This window comes from Streptomyces aurantiaciflavus, assembly GCF_049808595.1.
Lineage (GTDB): Bacteria > Actinomycetota > Actinomycetes > Streptomycetales > Streptomycetaceae > Streptomyces.
The window spans coordinates 75,463-92,959 of the sequence record NZ_JBNCAQ010000023.1 but is presented as its reverse complement, the minus strand read 5'-3'; the positions used below and the strand labels follow the sequence as shown (position 1 = coordinate 92,959).

Below are 17,497 nucleotides of genomic sequence, written 5' to 3'. Positions count from 1 at the left end.
CGTAGGCGTCGGAGTCCTCAGGCGCTGATCGCCAGTTCGGCCCGATGGACCGGGTGGGCAGGCGGCAGCCCCGTCGCCATGCGTTCCAGTTCCGTCACGACCGTGCCGCCGAGGCGCGCCGGTTCGTTGCCGAGGGAGCCGACGATGTGCGGCGTGAGGAACACGTTCGGAAGGCGGGAGAGCGGGGAGTTCGAGGGCAGCGGCTCCAGGTCGGTGACGCCCAGGATCGCGCTGAGCCGGCCGCTCACCAGTTCGTCGGTGAGCGCTGTGTGGTCGATGAGGGCGCCCCGTGAGGTGTTGATCAGGACGCCCCCGTCGGGGATGAGCGCCAGCCGTTCGCGATTGAGCATGCGGTGGGTCTGCGGGATGTCGGGGGCGTGCACGCTGACGATGTCGCTGGTGCTCAGCAGCTCGTCAAGGTCCAGCGGGACGGCGCCCAGTTCCGCCGCCTCGCCGGCCTCGACGTAGGGGTCGTAGAGGCTCACCGCCAGATCGAGGGGCCGCAGCAGTTCGAGGACCCGGCGGCCCACCCGGGAGGCCCCGATCAATCCGACCCGACGGCCGAGGTTGCCGACCCCCGCGTACTCCGTCGGAGCGGGGTGGCCGTGCTCGGCCCGGAAGCGTTCGCGCAGTCCGAAGGCGTCCTTGCCGGCCAGCAGGATCATGGCGAGCGTGTACTCGGCCACGGGCAGGGCGTTGGCCTGCACCGCGCTGGAGAGGGTGAGGCCGCGCTCCCAGAACGGCTCCCCCACGAGGTGGCGGACGCTGCCGTCGGCGTGCAGGACGGCGCGCAGTCGCGGCGCCGCCGCCAGTGTCTCCGCGCCGAGGTGCGGGCAGCCCCAGCCGGTGACCAGCACCTCGGCGCGACCCAGGGCCTCGGCCACGAGGACCGATGTCCAAGTCCCGTGTCCGCCCCAGAGTGCTTGTCCCGGTGGCCGCCGCCGCTTCTCTCTCCCTGCTGCGGCCGGGGCCACCGAGATCGTCGGCGCGCTTGCGAAGAGGGCGAACGGCGGCGCTGACGTATGCATGGTGCTCCTGCGGAGAGGGTGCCGGGGTGACGGGCGACAAGCCCGAGCGTCACAGTAAACGTATTCCACGCTAGAAGCCTAAGAGAGCCCGGTCAATGGCCAGCTCTGCGGCACGGGGGCGGCGCAGGTAGTCCACACCCATCCCAGCATCATGCGAACAATGCTGGTCAGTGGCCCGGGGAGTAACCCCTTGAAGAATCCGGCGCCTCCTCTTGTGGATCCGTCTCCTCCAGTCGTACGGTCCACAGAAACAAACGATTACTGCCTTCGTCGCGCAGTGCCAGTTCTTTCTTCCCTCACGTCGCACCGACCACGCCGTCTCCCCCACGTGCAGAACGTGGAACGAGGCGGTCATGATCAGCCCCTCGGGCTGTGGGTGATGCCGGCTCTGTTCCCGCGGTCAGCGGTCGAGCAGGTCGCGGAAACCGGTGAGCAGAGCACGCAGCCCAAGGTCGAAGGCCAAGGGGGCGCGGCTGCGGTCGGCGGGGGTCTGGTCGAGTACGGCGCTGAGGTGCGGAGCCGTGTCGCGTGCAACGTCGGAGACCATCACGGGCGGCGCCACCAGGTCGAGGGCGGAGCCGAGTACGAAGCTCTCCAGTGCGGTGATCAGCGGCATGACCTCCTTCGCGGCGAAACCGGCGTCCAGCAGCAGCTCCGCGACCTTCTCGTACATCGCATGCATGAAGGGTTCGGCCAGCGGGGCGGTGGCGAGCAGGGGGACCGCTCCGGGGTGGGCGGCGAAGGCGGCGAGGTAGGAACGGGCCCAGCCCTCCAGGGCCTTCTCCCAGGGCTGTGACCAGTCCTGGTCGTCGCCGGTCGTCAGGGCCAGCTCCTCGCGCATCAGCGAGACGATGTCGTCGCGGCCGGCGACGTGGTGGTAGAGCGCGGACGGGGCGACGCCCAGGGCTTTGGCCAGGGCCGGAATGGAGAGAGCGCCCTTCTCGTCGGCCAGGCGCAGTGCCGCGGCACCGATGCGCCGACGGTCCAGCAGGGGTGTACGCGGCCGTCCCACAGTGGCTCCTCGTTCTCGCGTGCCGTAACCCAGACGTTACCGAATGGCATTCAGTAAACCTCTTCCCAGTCTCCCGGGCGAGGCCTACATTACCGGAAACCGAATGCCATTCAGTTAGGCAGCCGGCCGAAGGAAAGGCAGCGCCGCACGCCATGCACGCCGACATCGTCTTCACCGGAGGGACCGTCCGGACCGGGGCCGCGGACGTCCCCACGGACCACGCCCTCGCCGTCACCGGCGGCCGGATCACCGCCCTCGGCGCACAGGCGCTGGCCGCCCGGGGACCGCGTACCGCCGTCGTCGACCTGGCCGGCGGGGCCCTGCTGCCGGCGTTCGGCGACGGACATGTGCACCCCGTGATGGGCGGACTCGGGCTGGCCGGGGTTCCGGTCCGGGACCGTACGAGCGTCGATGAGATCGTCGAGGTCGTCCGAGGCTGGGCCGCCGAACACCCCGACACCGAGTGGATCACTGGCGACGGCTTCGACCCGTGGCTCGCCCCCGACGGCCGGTTCGACGCCCGGTGGCTGGACGCCGCCGTACCCGACCGTCCCGTCGTGCTGCGCACCATGGACCACCACACGGCCTGGGTGAACAGCGAGGCCCTGCGCCGGGCCGGTTACACCGCCGGCACCCCGGATCCGGCGGGCGGGGAGATCCTGCGCCGGGACGGATCCGCCGAGCCGCTGGGCACCCTGCGCGAGTTCGGCGCCCTCGGCCCGGTGCTCGCGCTCATTCCCACGGCGTCCCACAAAGCGCAGGTGGCGGCGCTGCGCGAAGCCGCCGCCCGGTTCGCCGCGGCCGGCGTGACCTGGGTGCAGGACGCCTGGGTCGAACCGCACCACGCCGACGTCTGGATCACCGCCGCGACCACCGAGCCGGGGCTTCCCCTACGGGCCGACCTCGCCTTCGTCCTGGAACCCGACGGCTGGCGCGAGCGCATCCTCCGGTTCACGGCGGACCGGGACAAGGTGGAGAGCTCCGCCCCCGGGCTGCTGACCGCGCGGACCGTGAAGTTCTTCGCCGACGGCGTCATCGAGTCCGGCACCGCCGCCCTCCTCGAACCGTACACGGACTGCCCGCATTCGCACGGCATCGCCAACTGGTCCCCCCAGGAGCTGGCCGAGGCCGTCACCACCGTCGACGCACTCGGCTTCCGCGCGCACCTCCACGCCATCGGCGACGGCGGAGTCCGGGTCGCGCTGGACGCGATCGAGGCCGCCACCCGCACCAACGGCGCCCGCGACCGCCGTCCGGTCATCGCCCACGCCCAGCTCATCCACCCCGCCGACCTGGACCGGTTCGCCGCACTCGGCGTGGTCGCCAACCTCCAGCCGCTGTGGGCCCAGCCCGACCCCCTGATGACCGAGCTGACCCTGCCGAGGATCGGCCCGGAACGCGGCGGGCGGCAGTACCAGATCGCCGCCCTGCTCGCCTCCGGCGCCCGGCTCTCGTTCGGCAGCGACTGGCCGGTCACCGCCCATGAACCACTGCGGGGCATCGCCACCGCCGTGACCCGCCAGACGCCCGAGGGTGTTCCCGAGGGCGGCTGGCTCCCCGAGGAGCGGATCGACATCGACGCCGCTCTCACCGCCTACTCCGCAGGATGCGCCTACCAGGCGTTCGAGGAGAAGGAATGGGGCGCGCTGCGCCCCGGAATGCGCGCCGACCTGGTGCATCTCGCCGCCGACCCGGCCGAGACCACCCCCGGTGACCTCGCGCACCTCCCCGTCCTGGGCACCTGGCTCGCCGGCCGGCGTACCCACGACGCCACCACCCCCCGCAGCACGCGTGCCGGGAGACGATAGACCCACGTCGTCGTCACGACCGGTCTGCGTCTCCCGAACGTTCCACCCGCTCCTCGACCACACACCACGCGGAGACCTCCATGACCGAGCCCCTCGTCCCCACCGCTCCCCAGCAGCCCCCACCGGCCGCCGGGACCGATCAGGGCCATCACCTCCAGCGCGGCAGCCTCGGCGTCGCCGACATCGTCTTCTTCGTCGTCGCCGCGGCCGCCCCGCTCACGGTGATGGCCGGCGTCGCTCCCCTCGCCATCCTCTTCGGCGGCATCGGCGCCCCGGTCGCCTATCTCGCCGTCGGCGTGGTGCTGGTCCTCTTCGCGGTCGGCTTCACCGCGATGACGCCGTACATCCGCAACGCCGGCGCCTTCTACTCGTACATCGCCCGAGGCCTCGGACGTCCGGCAGGGCTGGGGGCGGCGTTCCTCGCGGTGTTCTCGTACAACTCCCTTCAGATCGGCATGTTCGGCGCCTTCGGCTTCTTCGCCTCCACCACGGCGAACGACCTTCTCGGCGTCGATTTGCCCTGGCCGGTGTACGCCTTGGCCGGGATCGCCGTCGTCTGGTTCCTGGGCTTCCGCTCCATCAACCTCGGCGCCAAGGTCCTGGCCGCCCTGCTGATCGCGGAGACCGCCATCCTGGTGCTGCTCGCCGGCGCCGTCCTGGTCAAGGGTGGCGCGAGCGGGCTGAGCTTCGACTCCTTCACGCCCTCGAACATCTTCGTCTCGGGGATGAGCGGACCGCTCGGTCTCGCCGTCGCCGCGTTCATCGGCTTCGAGGCCACCGCCATCTACCGCGAGGAGGCCCGCGACCCCGACCGCACCGTGCCCCGTGCCACCTACCTCGCGATCGGCTTCCTCGGCCTCTTCTACGCCTTCATCGCCTGGGTCATCGTGCAGGCGTTCGGCAGCGACCAGGCCGTCGCGGTCGCCGCGAAGAACCCGGCGGAGATGTTCTTCACCGCCATGACCCAGTACGTCGGCGGCTGGGCGACCGACGTCCAACGCGTCCTGATCGTCACCAGCGTGCTCGCCGCCCTGCTCGCCTTCCACAACGCCATCACCCGGTACGTCTACGCCCTGTCCGTCGAGAGTGTCGCCCCCGCGGCGCTGGGCCGGGTGCACCCCCGGCACGGCTCACCGTGGGTGGCCGGCATCGCCCAGAGCGTCCTGGCGGTCGTGGTCGTCGCCGTCTTCGCCTTGATCGACGTCGACCCCTACACCAAGTTCTTCCTGTGGGTGAACACTCCCGGTGTGATCGGCGTCCTCGTCCTACAGGCGCTGGCGGCCTTCGCGGTGGTCTCCTTCTTCCGCCGCAACTCCGCCGAGCACGGCGAGGGACGCATGCGCACCCTGGTCGCGCCCGCCGCGGCCGGCGTCCTCCTGACCGCCGCCACCGTGCTGGTCTGCAAGCGCCTGGACCTGTTCACCGGCGCCGGCCCGACCGTCAACTGGACACTGGTCGCGCTCACCCCGGCAGTGTTCCTGGCCGGCATGGCTCTCGCCGCACGCATCCGCCGCACCCGGCCCGACGTCTACGTCAAGCTCGCCACCACCGACGTCGACACCGCCTGACTCCCCGGCGCACGGCGGTCCCGTCGCCCGGCCCGAGCGCCCGGGCACGGTACCGCCCCGCGCCCGTGCACCCGACCACGAGACAGTCCACGGAGAAGGCGCACGACCATGCTCCTCGGCCGCAGCAGGAAGCCGACGCCGCGCCTCGCGGCCGAACTCGATGACCCGAACTGGGCGGGGCGTGTAGACAGTCAGTTGGCGGGGCGGGGCACCGCACGGACCCCGGGAGGTGTCAGATGAACCCGACGCCGGGGAAGACCGGGTGATCAGGGCCGTCGTCCCTCCCGCCAACATGCGGATCCACGCCGGGAGATGAGCGACTGAGTCCCCCTGCTATGGTGCGCCGATGTCTTCGATCAAGCAGTTCCAAGTCACCTTCGACTGCGCAGAACCTGCGCGCCTCGCCGGTTTTTGGTGCGAGGTGTTGGGGTACGTCGTACCGCCGATCCCGAACGGGTTTGCCACGTGGGAGGACTACCATCGCTCGCTGCCGCCTGAGGATCAGGTCATCTACTTCGCATGCAGTGACCCCTCGGGTGTGGGCCCGCGTCTGCTCTTCCAGCGCGTTCCCGAAGGCAAGATCGTCAAGAATCGGGTGCACCTCGACGTGCGGGTCGGCACCGGACTCGTGGGTGAAGAGCGCCTCGCCACACTGGAGGCCGAATGCGCACGACTGGTCGCGCTCGGTGCGGTACACGTGCGAACGCTGTTGGCCGATGACGACAACGAGTCGTGCATCCTGATGCAGGACATCGAGGGCAACGAGTTCTGTCTCGACTAACGTGCGGCCATGCACCACAGCCACGTCGACGGCGTACCCGTCCTCCGGTTCTCCGAGCCCGGTCCGCTCCGCGCCACCCTGCGCTTTGGCGTCGGTGCCCGCGACGAGACGTACCGCACCCTCGGCATCAGCCGCCTGGTCGCCGCCCTCGCTGTGCATGCGACGCAACGGCGGCTCCCGCAGGAGGCCGAGCCCGTCGTGTCCACCGGCCTCGAGGAGACCCGGTTCACCGTCTCGGGTTCCCGCGAGGAAGTCTCCGACTGCCTGGAGGCACTCTGCTCGGCTCTGTCCGACTTGCCGACCGACCGGCTCGGTGAGGTGGCCCGCGCGCTCGGAGGCGAGGTCGCCCGGTCCCTCGACCCGCGGGCCGTCGGTGCTCTCAACGCCCGGTACGGATCGCAGGCCGCCGGCCTGGAGGGCCACGAACGCAGCCGGCACCACCTGCCGACCGCGGAGATGCTGCTCGGGCACGCCGCAGCCTGGTTCACCCGCGGCAACGCCGTCCTGACCTTGACCGGACCGGCCCCCGTCGGCCTGCGGCTCCCGCTGCCCCCGGGCGAGCGCCCGCGCCGTTCCGCACCTCAGACTCGCCACCCGCGCGCCTCCTGGACCCACCGGAACATCGACGGCGTCGCGCTGTCCGTCGAGGCCTCCGTCGGGTCCGCGGCCGCAGCGGTGGCCCACCGAATCCTTCGGGAACGGGTGACCGCCACGCTCGCCTGCCAGCCAGTGTCGGCTGCCCCGGCTGAGGCGGCCACAGCGCTGCTCGACTCCGGCACGGTCGTCCGGCTGCTCCTCGCCTCAGCCCGTACGAGCGATGCTGAGGGCGTAGCTGCGACGGTGTGGTCAGAGGCGCTGAGCCTGGCCGGGGAAGAACCCACCGCGGCCGAGGTGGCCCGGCACTGTGCCCCGCTGGAGGGCGCCCCGGCGCGGCTGCGTACGCTCGACGACGCCGCTCGTTCCGAGCTGTTCGGGACGCCTTGCCTCGACGAGGGCAGCCCACGCCGCGCCTTGGAGGGTGTCACCCCGCGGGACGTACGCGACTCCTGGCAGCAGGCCATGGAGCGGGCCCAGTTGGTCGTCCCGAACGGTCTGCTCCTCGACTTCGCCGGCCCGGACGGTCGCCGGCTGTGGTGCACCTCCTGCTGGACGTGGGACGAAATCCCCCCGTGGGGACAGGTGTTCCGCGAACCCCTGGTGAAGCGCGCGTTCAGGCGCGCTGCGGAACGGCACTGGGTGGTTCTTACGCCGGAGTCGGTGGTGTCGTGCAGACCCGGCATGTACCACGAACTGCGCTTCGACGACGTCATCGCGCTGGAACGGTGGGGTGCCGAACGCAACCTGATCGGCCGGTGCGGCTGCAACGTCGGGATTGACCCGGGCTGGTACCGCGACGGGCAACGGCTGGCCCGCGCCGTGGACGAGGCCGTCCCAGCGGAACTCGCCTTCGACGGCGCTTGATGACGAGTGCGCGCGATCCAGCAGTCAGCTGTAGTCGAGCGGGGACTGGCGTTCGGTGAGGTAGTCGACCAGGAGGTCGCGGGCGGGCCGACATTGCAGCTGGTAGCGGTTGATGAGCCCGGCAGGAGAGATCTGTCCGGTGCGGGCGGTCTGGTTTGCCCTCGCCGTCCTTGGTGAGGGACGTGACGCTCTCCTGCACGGTGGCCAGGCATCCCTCGCCCACGGCCACGACCACCGGGGCAGCGACCGAAGCGAGAGGCCAGTGCGGGGTTCTTGTGAGGCCCGAAGCACGACACCCGGTGCGGACGTCCACGACGGAACGTCTGCACCAGGCGCGGTTGCCGGCTTCCGGGGTTAGTGCCGCCCCGCATCGATGGTCAGCGCATAGTCGACGCTGACCCGGTGGCTGCCAGACTCACCGCGAATCTTCAGGACGTGTGCGCCCGGCTCCAGAGGCGACAACTGGATCCACAATCCGCACCCGGTGGTCTTGAAACCACTGTCCACGCCTATGACGCGACGGCCCGCGAAGCGGCTTATCTGAATCGTCTCCCCATGATAGGCCTCTGGGTCCAGCCGCTTGCCGTCGAGGACGGCCCACCCGGTGGCGCTCACCATGAAGTCCGCGCATTCCTGAGAAGTACCCCACCTGTTCACGACAGGGAAGGCGACCGGCCGCCCGAAGGGAAGAGCGCAGGCCCGCTCAGCCGACCCCCCGTACGTGCCGGCAAGGAACCACACATCGTCCGGTTGGTACCGAGCACATGAGCTTCCGTCCTGGTCCGCGATGGGATCGGTTTCGTCAGGTCCGGCGGATACCCAGGCCCACCACCTACTCTGCAGCTCCGCAGATGAGAGGACAGGTGTCCCTCTGGTTCCGCACCCCACCACGGCCGTCAACACCGCGACGGCAAGCATCACCCTGCCCGCCCGCAACCTCATCCGCACTCCCATGTCACGTACGCCACCATTTGTACACGCCTACTAATCGGGACATCGTTCAATGCCGTTGCACAGCAGCGGAGTACAGCGCCTCGTTGGCGCTGAGGAGAAGCTCCGCCGGCTCGGTCGGGGCCACGGGCAGCGTACGGCCGTGGACCTTGCCATCCCCACCACGCGTCGTGATCGGTGAACCCACGAAGGTGGACTGCCGCATGGGCCTCAATCAAGATCGAGAACAAGTTCAGAGAAGCGTGCGTCAAACGCCCTTCAGAACACGATCAAGTGCCGCCCGACCTGCAGGTCCCCAGTGCGGCTTGCCGCCGGGAAGACCTCGATCTCCGTTCTGCCCCATGAGCATCAGGAAGAGGCTCTTCATAGCGGCCAGCCCGCGGGCGCGCCGGATCGCCGCCTCGTCTGCACGCTCGTACATGTCGAAGAACCGTGAGGCCGTGCCCGCGGGTAGCAGCACCCACGCGGCGGCGAGGTCCCACGCCGGATCGCCGGCGAACATGTCACCGAAGTCGACGATGCCCGAGAGCGTTCCGTCCGAGACGACGACGTTCGCGGGATGGAGGTCGCCGTGCACCCACACCGGCGAGCCCTCCCACGCGTGGGCCGCAACGGCGTCGTCCCAGACGGCCCGGACGTCGGCAGCGACGTCTTCGGGCGCAACGGCCTGGAAGAATCTCTCGAAGCCGTCCGTGCAGTTCTTGGGATGGGCACCGCGGTCCGTGGCGATCGGCGCCTCGGCGGGCGCCTTGACGTGGAGCGCCTGGAGGAAGCCCGCCAGCGTCTCGGCCGCGTGGTCGCCGCGGCTGATCGAGCCGTGGTCCAGTGGCTCGCCGGGAACCCACGTCATCACGGTCCAGTGCTTGGGGAAGCGCTCGGACGGTTCACCGAACCGCACCGGCGTCGGCACCGGGAGCGGCAGGCGCGGGGCCAGCACGGGGAGCCACCGCCGCTCCTTGAGCTGGGGCTCCGGCGTGGCGTCCATGCGCTGCATGCGCACGGCCAACTCGTCCCCGAGGCGCCACATTTGGTTGCCCCAGCCGCCCGCCACCTCGCGGATGGCCAGCCCGGCAAGGTCTGGATGTTGCTCCTGCAGCAGGTCGCGGACCAGGTCTGCGGTGATCTCGATCTCGGTGTCGGTCATGCGAAGTCACATTACTGAGGCGGCGGGCGGAGCGGTTCTCGCTCTCCGGAACATCTCGGTGGGCGGGTGTTGCGCTCGCGGCGCGGCGGTCGGCGAAGGCGTCGACGCCACCGTGGTAGGCGTCGATGGCCAGCGAGAAGCCTTCCTGGCCGTCATCACCGTGGTGACCGACACCGACACCGACACCGAGGCGCAACGGCTGAACTGGCTCAGGAGGGCCCTGATGGCGCGCCGGGCCCGCACCGGCGCCGCTGCGCAAGTGCCCACCCCGAGCCATCATCGCGGACCCCCACGCCCGGGCTCGGAAACCCCAGGCAGCGCCTGGGCGTCAGCCGGCCAGCTGGTTCATCTTGCGGATCTGCTTGTCGAAGACCGCGGCGGGAGCGAGGCGGCGCAGAACCCGTGCGCGTCTGGCCAGGGGGCCGGCGGTGTAGCGCGGCTTCGGCTTGGCGTCGGTCGCTGCCGCGACGATGGCCTGGGCGACGACGGCGGGGGCGTCGCCGCCCCTGACCGCCTCCGCCATCACGCGGTCGACGGTCTGGCGCTGCTTCGCGTACACGTGCAGGGGGGTGTCGGGCTTCGCGCTGTTGGCCTCGAACCCGGTCCTCGTGTAGGCGGGTTCGACGATGAGCGCCCTGACGCCGTGGTCACGGACCTCGTGGTCCAGCGACTCGGTGTAACCCTCGATCGCGTGCTTGGAGGCGGCGTAGGCGGCCATGTAGGGCTGGGGCAGGAACCCGAGCACGGACGAGATGTTGATGATGCGCCCGCGTCACTGAGCACGCATGTGCGGCAGGACCTCGTTCACCATGCGCATGACCCCGAAGACATTCGTCTCGAACATGCCCTGGGTCTGCGCGAGGGAGGTTTCCTCGGCCGCACCCATCGAACCGACGCCGGCGTTGTTGACCAGGACGTCGATCCGCCCGAACCGCTCGCTCACCTCCTGGACCGCTGCGGCGACCGAGGCGTCACTGGCGACGTCGAGTCCGAGGAACGTCACACCGTCGAGCGGCGTGACACGTGAGGTGTCACGGCTTGTGCCCACCACGGTGAAACCGGCCGCGACCAGCGCGAGCGCGGTTTCCTTCCCGATACCGGATGACGCACCCGTCACGATTGCCACCGGCCGACCTGTCGTCATCATGAACTCCCGCACCCTCTCGAAACCGATCGGTTTCCACTACAGTAAACCGATCAGTTTCCGTCTGCAAGTCCCAGAGGGAGTGGGGACGTCACGGCGGGATCGGCGCCCACGGGAGGCGTGAGAGCGGGCAAGAAGGCGATCTTCGTCGCTGCTCGGTACGGAGCATGGAAGACACCGCCCGGCTTTCGAGGGAGCGGCCAACGGCGTGGAGGGCGGCGAGCCCGCCCTCCAGGCGATGACGAACGCTTACGCACAGCTGATCTCGACGCGCCTCGAAACGCTCCTGATGCAGATGCAGGGATACGCCGTCGTGGCGCAGGGCGATGACCTGATCGGCGAGGTCGTCCGGGCCGGCTGGATGAGGATTTGGGACACCGTGCACCTGACGCCGGGCGCTGCCACCGACCGGCCCACGACCTTCTTCGCCTGCGGCACGCTCGGCAACACGCTCACCGCCATCGGGCTTCCCGCGAGTGCAGGGGATCGAGGCAGCTCTACGAATGAGCGATGCGTCAGCGCACGCCCGCCGCGTCGAGCAGGGTGGTCACCGTGGGCGCGACGAGCCCGGTCAAGTTGTCGGCCTGAATTCCCGCGCGGGCACTGGCGCCGTCGAAGACCAGGCTGAGCTGCCGGGCCAGCAGATCGGGATCACCCGCGCCTCCCTGCTCGGCCTCCGCGCGGAAAAAGGCGGTCAGGTTCGCCTTGACCCGATGGGCGACCTGGCTCGCGGGGTGGCTCTGATCCTTGAGCTCGATCTGCACGGCCAGGTACCGGCAGCCGCGGAACTCGGGCGCACCCGACTGCGCTTCCACCTGCTCGAAGACGTGCAGGATCCGCTCCCGGGGCGACCGGCCGTCGTCCGCCGCAGGCAGGAGAGTCGCAACGTAGGCGGAGGCGCGCTCCTGCAGGCTCACGGCCAGCAGTTCGTCCTTGCTCTCGAACAGCTGATACATGGACCGCTTCGACACCCCCGCCGCCTTGCACAGGGCCTCGACGCCGATACCGACACCGTCTCGGTAGGTGAGCGTGGCCGCCGCCTCCAGCAGCCGCTCCCTGGGGGTGAGTTTCACTTCGGTGGTCATACCGCGAGATTAACTCGAAGCGGCGCAAAAGAAAACCGATCGGTTTTCGTAGGTGCTGCGCAGAGGCTCGGCGACGGTCCGGGGGAAAGACCGTCGCCGAGCCCTGAATGGTGCGCGCCCGTGGTCCCGTCAGGGCGGCACACCGGGGCCACTCCGAGTGATGGCCCCGTCCCCGGGTGATGTGGGGGCGCCTCCCGCTATGCAGGGACCGCGGTCTTGTCGGGCGTCGTCTCCGCCGGGACGCGGTGCAGCCCCTTGCGGTCGTACCAGCCCAGTACGCCGAAGCCGAACAGGGCGGCCGCCACCAGCGCGGCGGCCATCATGACCCAGCCGCGGGTCAGGCCCGCGTCGCCCTGGGCGTCGTAGTAGAGGATCGAGCGGATTCCGCCGGTGATCTGCCGGAGCGGCTCGAACTCCGCGAGGAAGCGGTAGAAGCCGGGCAGCGCCTCGATGGGGGTGGTGGCCCCGGCCGTCGGCACCGCCATCCCGATAAAGACCAGCGTGACCACCAGCATGCCGGGCGTACCGAAGGCCGCGAGGAGGGAGAGCGCACCGATCCCGGTGACGGCGATGGCGCACACCGAGTACAACCACAGCAGGGGCAGATGGGAGGCGTCCATGCCCATGATGCCGATCGCACCGACCATGACCAGGGTGCCCATCAGCAGGGACAGGCCGATCATGAGGGTGCTGCTGATGGCGAGGGTCTGGACCCGGGTCGCCCGGATCAGCGGGCGGTGCAGGCGCAAGGGGCCCATGTCGTTGTGGGTGTAGCCGAGGGCGTGGTCGACCTGGCCGCTGATGACGTTGGCGGAGAGCATGCCGCAGACCACCAGGACGAGCGCGTAGTAGAACGCTGTCAGGCCCAGGCCGCTGTGCGAGTCGATCGGGTGACCGTCCTCGACGGTGACTGCGGCCGGGTCGGCGAGCAGGACGCGGGCCGCGGCGGGCAGCTTCGCCTGCGCAGTCCCGATCTGGGCGGCCAGCTCCTTGCCCACCTGGAGTGAGGCGTTCTCGGCCGCCCGGGTCGTCGCCGTCCGGGCCAGGCCGGAGCCCACGCTGCCGGCGGACTGGTTCGTCAGCACCGTCAGCGTCGGGCGGGCCGGGGCCCCGGTGGGCGTGGTGCCGGTCAGTGCGGCAGTGGCTGAGGTGAAGTCGGCGGGCACGACGAGCGCGCCGAACAGCTTGCCCTTGCCGAGCTCCTCCTTCACCTCCTTCTCGTCCATCACCTTCCAGTCGATCTTGTCCCCGCCTGCGGTCGACTTCTTGATCGACTCGGTTATCCGAGCCCCGAGGTTGACCTGCTTGCCGCCGACAGCGGCTCCCTCGTCGGCGTTGACCAGGCCGACGGGCAGCTTCGACATGTGGCCGGCCGGGTCGATGTTGGCGCCGACGTAGAACACGGTGAACAGCAGCGCGAGTACGCCCGTGATGGCGCCGTTGGCGATCCACAGGGGTTTGGCGCGCAGGACGCGGAAGGGGTGAATGCCACTCATGACGTACGTTTCTCTGGTTCGGTGGACGCGGCGCGTTTCGCCGGGGGCTGCCAGCCGCCGGTGACTTCCTTGACGGGCTTGTGGGGGAAGCGGCGCCGGGCGTACTCCTGCGCGTGGGAGCCCGGCAGGACGTACAGCGTTTCCTTCTTGTCCTGGAGCGGGCGCAGCACGGTGTCCATGAAGGTCTTGCGGTCGTCCAGGTAGGGGCCGAGGACGTCCTCGCCGGCGGGGCAGACGGCAAGGCAGTAGCCGGACTTGTAGCCGGGGGGTGAGGTCAGGCTCTGCCACAGGGAGGCGCCCTCGGAGTCGGTGACCCGGGAGCGGTAGTCGGCGGCGTCCTCGCTGTCGGCCACGGTCTGCGCCCAGTCGGTGAACCCGCTCATGAACTCGCGGTAGTTGTGCGTGGTGCAGGCCAGCGCGTCGAAGGCGCCGTCCTTGGCGATGGCGCCGACGGGGCAGGCGGCGACGCACAACTTGCAGTCGATACAGGGGTTGTAGTCCAGCGCCTGCCCGTACTCGCTCACCTCCGCGTCCACCAGCACGGTGACCAGCAGCACGAAGCTGCCGAACTTCGGGTGGATGACGTTGCGGTGCAGACCCATCACACCGAGCCCTGCGGCCACCGCGACCGTCTTGTGCGCCACCACCCAGATCCGCTCCCTGGGGAAGCGGTCCATCTCCTGCGGGAAGCCGACGGACGGGTTGAGCGCGCGGTAGCCGGCGTCCTGGAGTGCTCGGGTGACGCTGCGGGCGGCATGGTTGGCCTGTTCGTCGGTCTGGTGGAACTCCTGGTTGGCCACGCTGCGCGCCGGGGAGCGGCAGTTGTCGCGGTTCATCCGGACCGCCATCGCGATCAGGGTGCGAGTGCCGGGCAGCGCGGCCTGCGCGTGCTCGCGCTCACCGGCCAGGTCGGGGTGGTCCAGGCTGACCGCGGCGGCGTCGTCCGCGCCGGCCGCCAGGCACAGCTCGCGCAGCCAGGCCGCGTCGATCACCGCCGGCGGGCCCGCCGCCGCACCGGCCCCGCGCCGGGCAAGTACGGCCTGGACCGACGGGTGAGCGGCCAGCTTCACCGACAGCCTGGAACCCGTCGGTTGCCTTTCGGTGTCATGCGCGGCAGTCATCCGTCCCCCTCCGAGAAACCGATCAGTTTCACCACCGTAAACTGATCGGTTTCAGCGTGCAAGCCCAAGCGGCGAGCGTTCCCTTCGGCCTATCGGTCAAGCTCCTCGCGGCTGTCGACGCCGATCGCCAGGCGATTGGAGCCCTGCCCTGCGAGTTCGTGCGGGCCAGCCGAATGACCGGAGACAGCCTCGGCGACCCGGGCAACCTTCAGGCTCAGTGGGCGATCACCGGCTCGCCCTCCGACGGCACCAGAGGCGCATTCGGTATCAGGAGCGCCGACAGGACAGCACCGACCACGAAGAACCCGGAGCCCCACGCCAAGGTGGCCGTGTAGCTCTCGACGCCGGCCTGGGCCATGGTCAGCGCGCCCGGCTTGTGCGAGGACAGGTAGTCGGTCGCGGCCGACGAGGCAACGGTGGTCAGCAGCGCCGTGCTGATCGAGCCACCCACCTGCTGGCCGGTGTTGATCAGCGCCGAGGCGACGCCCGTGTCCTCGTGGTGGACGCCCGCGGTCGCACCCTGGAACGCGGTGGTCATCACCCCACCGAGACCGAGCCCCAGCAGGATCATGCCGGGCATGATGTCGGCGACGTAGCCACTGTGCAGCTCGAGCTGGGTCAGCAGGGCCATACCGGCTGCGGCGACCAGGAAGCCGGCGCTGACCACGATCTTCGGACCGACCCTGGGCAGCAGCAGCGCAGGCGCCGTGGTCGACGCGGCAACGATGCCCGCGACCATCGGCAGGAACGCCAGGCCCGTCCTGATCGGCGAGTAGCCGATGCTGGCCTCCAGGTAGTAGGTCAGGAACAGGAAGATCGAGAACATCCCCATGCCGATGACGAACACCGCCAGGAACGAGCCACCGCGGGTCCGGTCCAGCACGAGTCGCATGGGCAGCAGCGGATGCGCGACCCTGGCTTCCAGCCATACGAACACAGCGAGCAGCACCGCGCCGACGATCATGGAGCCGAGGGCGACCGGGTCGGTCCAACTGGTGGATTCGACGTGCGCGAACCCATAGACGATGGCGAACAACGCGGCACTCACCACGAGGGTGCCCGGAACGTCGATCTTGGGCCGCTCGGTGACCGCAGGCTTGGCCAGCAGCAGCACCGCACCGACCAGCGCGACGGCCGCGAAGATGACGTTCACGTACATCACCCAGCGCCACGTCGCCCATTCGGTGAGCATGCCGCCGAGCAGCAGACCGACCGCGCCGCCCGCACCGGCCAGCGCACTGAAGATGCCGAAAGCCTTCGGCCTCTCGGTCGGGTCGGTGAAGGTCACACTGAGCAGTGAGAGTGCCGCGGGCGCAAGCAGCGCGGCGAAGAGTCCTTGGGCCACACGCGCCGTGACGAGGATGTCGAAGCTGCCTGCCGCGCCGCCGAGGACGGACGCGCCCGCGAAACCGATCAGGCCGGTCACGAAGGTGGTACGTCGGCCGAACAGGTCACCGAGCCGGCCACCGATCAGCAGAAGGCTGCCGAACGCCAGGGCGTAACCCGTGATGACCCACTGCCGGCTGCCGTCGCTGAAACCGAGGTCATGTTGGGCTGCGGGCAGCGCGATGTTCACGACGGTGGCATCGAGCGTGACCATGAGCTGCGCCGTGCCCAGCACGACAAGCACCCACCAGCGCATGGCATGTGAGCCGCGGCGGCCCGAATCTGTTGTGCGGGAGGCAGGCGCCCCACGGTCGAAGGTGGTACTCACTTTTCCCCTTGGTTGCTGGTCACAGGACTGACCATCGGCTGGAAACCGATCGGTTTCCGACTAGGGAAACAGATCGGTTTCCGCAGCGCAAGTGAACGGGTCGCCTCCGATCACGGAGCAACCCGACAAGGCTGAAGCCCGCTCAGGCCGGTGGCGCCGTCTCGACACGCGACTGGCTGCTCGACGTTTCAACACGGCAGCCCTGCCGACGGAGCGCCCGCATGAGCGTCGACACCTTGTGCCGCACCAGCCCGGGACCGCGGGGCGCTCGGGCCCTACTCGGGCGGCAAGCCGGCGGCCTGTGGCGACACGGGGGCGCCGCGGCGCGGGGGGTTCGGCGAGGCCTGACACCCCGTCACGGCCGCCCGACGCGGATGATTCCTCGTTGACCTTGCATCGCGAAACCGATCGGTTTACAGTGATGGAAACCGATCGGTTTCCGATGTTGTGGAGGCAGTCATGACCGCCTTGAAAGGCGCGAACGTTCTCGTCACCGGCGGCAGCCGTGGCATAGGCAAGGCCCTGGTGGAGGAGCTCTACGCCCGCGGCGCCGGCACGGTCTACGCCACGGCCCGCGACCCGCGCAGCGTGACGCATCCGGATGCGGTCCCGGTGGCCCTGGAGGTCACCGACCCCACCTCCGTGGCGGCCGCCGCTGCACAGGCTCAGGACGTCACCGTGCTGATCAACAACGCCGGCGCCTCGGTCGGCGCGTCCTTCCTCGACTCTCCACTTGACGACGTACGCCGGGAGTTCGAGACCAACTTCTACGGCCCGCTCCTCGTCACCCGGGCCTTCGTGCCGGTCATCGAACGCAACGGCGGCGGCCACATCCTCAACGTGCACTCCGTGCTGTCCTGGCTGGCCCTGGGCGGCTCCTACAGTGCGTCCAAGGCCGCTCTGTGGTCGCAGACCAACTCCCTGCGCCTGGAGCTCGGGCCGCGCGGTATCGCTGTCACCGGACTGCACGTCGGCTACGTCGACACGGACCTGACGACAGGTGTCGACGCACCCAAGTCCGACCCCCGCGACGTCGCCGCACTCGCCCTCGACGGCATCGAGACGGGCGCGTACGAGGTCCTCGCCGACGACATCTCCCGTCAGGTCAAGGCGGGCCTCGCCGGCGACCTCGCGGCGCTGTATCCCCAGCTGGCCAACTAAGCCCCTTCACCCAGGGAGACGGC

Annotated in this window: 13 protein-coding genes and 1 pseudogene; 5 read left to right on the top strand and 9 right to left on the bottom strand. The window is 69.8% G+C overall.

The features are described 5' to 3' along the window. Positions 1 to 17: 17 nt before the first annotated feature. Both ACPT94_RS26265 and ACPT94_RS26260 read right to left on the bottom strand, forming a co-directional pair. Entirely contained in the window at positions 18 to 1,028 is a 1,011-nt protein-coding gene (locus tag ACPT94_RS26265) for a hydroxyacid dehydrogenase (protein WP_425246970.1), read from the bottom strand. Positions 1,029 to 1,428: 400 nt separating this feature from the next. Then, positions 1,429 to 2,040, bottom strand: coding sequence for a TetR/AcrR family transcriptional regulator (locus tag ACPT94_RS26260; protein WP_425246969.1), 612 nt, complete (start codon positions 2,038 to 2,040; stop codon positions 1,429 to 1,431). A gap of 152 nt (positions 2,041 to 2,192) precedes the next feature. Between ACPT94_RS26260 and ACPT94_RS26255 the strand changes: the two genes are divergently transcribed. The 4 genes from ACPT94_RS26255 (at position 2,193) to ACPT94_RS26240 (ending at position 7,658) form a co-directional block, all read left to right on the top strand. Continuing rightward, positions 2,193 to 3,848 carry an amidohydrolase gene (locus ACPT94_RS26255; RefSeq protein WP_425246968.1) on the top strand — a complete coding sequence of 552 codons (1,656 nt, stop codon included), beginning with the start codon at positions 2,193 to 2,195 and terminating at the stop codon, positions 3,846 to 3,848. An 80-nt stretch (positions 3,849 to 3,928) separates the two neighbouring features. Continuing rightward, a complete protein-coding gene (locus tag ACPT94_RS26250; RefSeq protein WP_425246967.1) occupies positions 3,929 to 5,416 on the top strand; it encodes an APC family permease in 1,488 nt (495 codons plus the stop codon). A gap of 346 nt (positions 5,417 to 5,762) precedes the next feature. After that, a complete protein-coding gene (locus ACPT94_RS26245) occupies positions 5,763 to 6,197 on the top strand; it encodes a VOC family protein (RefSeq protein WP_360346789.1) in 435 nt (144 codons plus the stop codon). Between the two features lie 9 nt (positions 6,198 to 6,206). Further along, the gene (locus ACPT94_RS26240) at positions 6,207 to 7,658 is read left to right on the top strand and encodes a peptidase M16 family protein (protein WP_425246966.1); all 1,452 of its coding nucleotides are present in this window, start codon (positions 6,207 to 6,209) and stop codon (positions 7,656 to 7,658) included. Positions 7,659 to 8,012: 354 nt separating this feature from the next. Here the strand turns inward: ACPT94_RS26240 and ACPT94_RS26235 are convergent, their stop codons facing one another. From ACPT94_RS26235 to ACPT94_RS26205, 7 genes and pseudogenes are all read right to left on the bottom strand, one after another. Next, positions 8,013 to 8,276 carry a hypothetical protein gene (locus ACPT94_RS26235; protein ID WP_360346793.1) on the bottom strand — a complete coding sequence of 88 codons (264 nt, stop codon included), beginning with the start codon at positions 8,274 to 8,276 and terminating at the stop codon, positions 8,013 to 8,015. Positions 8,277 to 8,856: 580 nt separating this feature from the next. Further along, complete coding sequence (locus ACPT94_RS26230; RefSeq protein ID WP_425246965.1) at positions 8,857 to 9,753, bottom strand: aminoglycoside phosphotransferase family protein; 897 nt, start codon at positions 9,751 to 9,753, stop codon at positions 8,857 to 8,859. A gap of 328 nt (positions 9,754 to 10,081) precedes the next feature. Further along, a pseudogene (locus ACPT94_RS26225) lies at positions 10,082 to 10,897 on the bottom strand (oxidoreductase). Between the two features lie 515 nt (positions 10,898 to 11,412). Continuing rightward, the gene (locus ACPT94_RS26220) at positions 11,413 to 11,982 is read right to left on the bottom strand and encodes a TetR/AcrR family transcriptional regulator (protein ID WP_425246964.1); all 570 of its coding nucleotides are present in this window, start codon (positions 11,980 to 11,982) and stop codon (positions 11,413 to 11,415) included. Positions 11,983 to 12,179: 197 nt separating this feature from the next. Continuing rightward, the gene (locus tag ACPT94_RS26215; RefSeq protein ID WP_425246963.1) at positions 12,180 to 13,478 is read right to left on the bottom strand and encodes an SNG1 family protein; all 1,299 of its coding nucleotides are present in this window, start codon (positions 13,476 to 13,478) and stop codon (positions 12,180 to 12,182) included. Beyond that, positions 13,475 to 14,599, bottom strand: a complete 1,125-nt coding sequence (locus ACPT94_RS26210; RefSeq protein WP_425246962.1) for a 4Fe-4S binding protein — start codon at positions 14,597 to 14,599, stop codon at positions 13,475 to 13,477. The genes ACPT94_RS26215 and ACPT94_RS26210 overlap by 4 nt, the downstream gene beginning before the upstream one ends. A gap of 214 nt (positions 14,600 to 14,813) precedes the next feature. Further along, positions 14,814 to 16,313 carry an MFS transporter gene (locus tag ACPT94_RS26205; protein ID WP_360346805.1) on the bottom strand — a complete coding sequence of 500 codons (1,500 nt, stop codon included), beginning with the start codon at positions 16,311 to 16,313 and terminating at the stop codon, positions 14,814 to 14,816. 459 nt (positions 16,314 to 16,772) lie between these two features. Here ACPT94_RS26205 and ACPT94_RS26200 point away from each other — a divergent pair, with 459 nt between their 5' ends. After that, the gene (locus tag ACPT94_RS26200) at positions 16,773 to 17,474 is read left to right on the top strand and encodes an SDR family oxidoreductase (protein WP_360346807.1); all 702 of its coding nucleotides are present in this window, start codon (positions 16,773 to 16,775) and stop codon (positions 17,472 to 17,474) included. The last annotated feature ends 23 nt before the right edge of the window (positions 17,475 to 17,497 follow it).

Excerpts from the sequence above, each read along its gene's own strand:
- ACPT94_RS26240 (WP_425246966.1), top strand. The coding sequence starts at position 6,207 with ATGCACCACAGCCACGTCGACGGCGTACCCGTCCTCCGGTTCTCCGAG.
- ACPT94_RS26235 (WP_360346793.1), bottom strand. The coding sequence starts at position 8,276 with ATGGTGAGCGCCACCGGGTGGGCCGTCCTCGACGGCAAGCGGCTGGAC.
- ACPT94_RS26250 (WP_425246967.1), top strand. The coding sequence starts at position 3,929 with ATGACCGAGCCCCTCGTCCCCACCGCTCCCCAGCAGCCCCCACCGGCC.
- ACPT94_RS26200 (WP_360346807.1), top strand. The coding sequence starts at position 16,773 with ATGACCGCCTTGAAAGGCGCGAACGTTCTCGTCACCGGCGGCAGCCGT.
- ACPT94_RS26220 (WP_425246964.1), bottom strand. The coding sequence starts at position 11,982 with ATGACCACCGAAGTGAAACTCACCCCCAGGGAGCGGCTGCTGGAGGCG.
- ACPT94_RS26230 (WP_425246965.1), bottom strand. The coding sequence starts at position 9,753 with ATGACCGACACCGAGATCGAGATCACCGCAGACCTGGTCCGCGACCTG.
- ACPT94_RS26255 (WP_425246968.1), top strand. The coding sequence starts at position 2,193 with ATGCACGCCGACATCGTCTTCACCGGAGGGACCGTCCGGACCGGGGCC.
- ACPT94_RS26210 (WP_425246962.1), bottom strand. The coding sequence starts at position 14,599 with ATGACTGCCGCGCATGACACCGAAAGGCAACCGACGGGTTCCAGGCTG.
- ACPT94_RS26215 (WP_425246963.1), bottom strand. The coding sequence starts at position 13,478 with ATGAGTGGCATTCACCCCTTCCGCGTCCTGCGCGCCAAACCCCTGTGG.
- ACPT94_RS26245 (WP_360346789.1), top strand. The coding sequence starts at position 5,763 with ATGTCTTCGATCAAGCAGTTCCAAGTCACCTTCGACTGCGCAGAACCT.
- ACPT94_RS26265 (WP_425246970.1), bottom strand. The coding sequence starts at position 1,028 with ATGCATACGTCAGCGCCGCCGTTCGCCCTCTTCGCAAGCGCGCCGACG.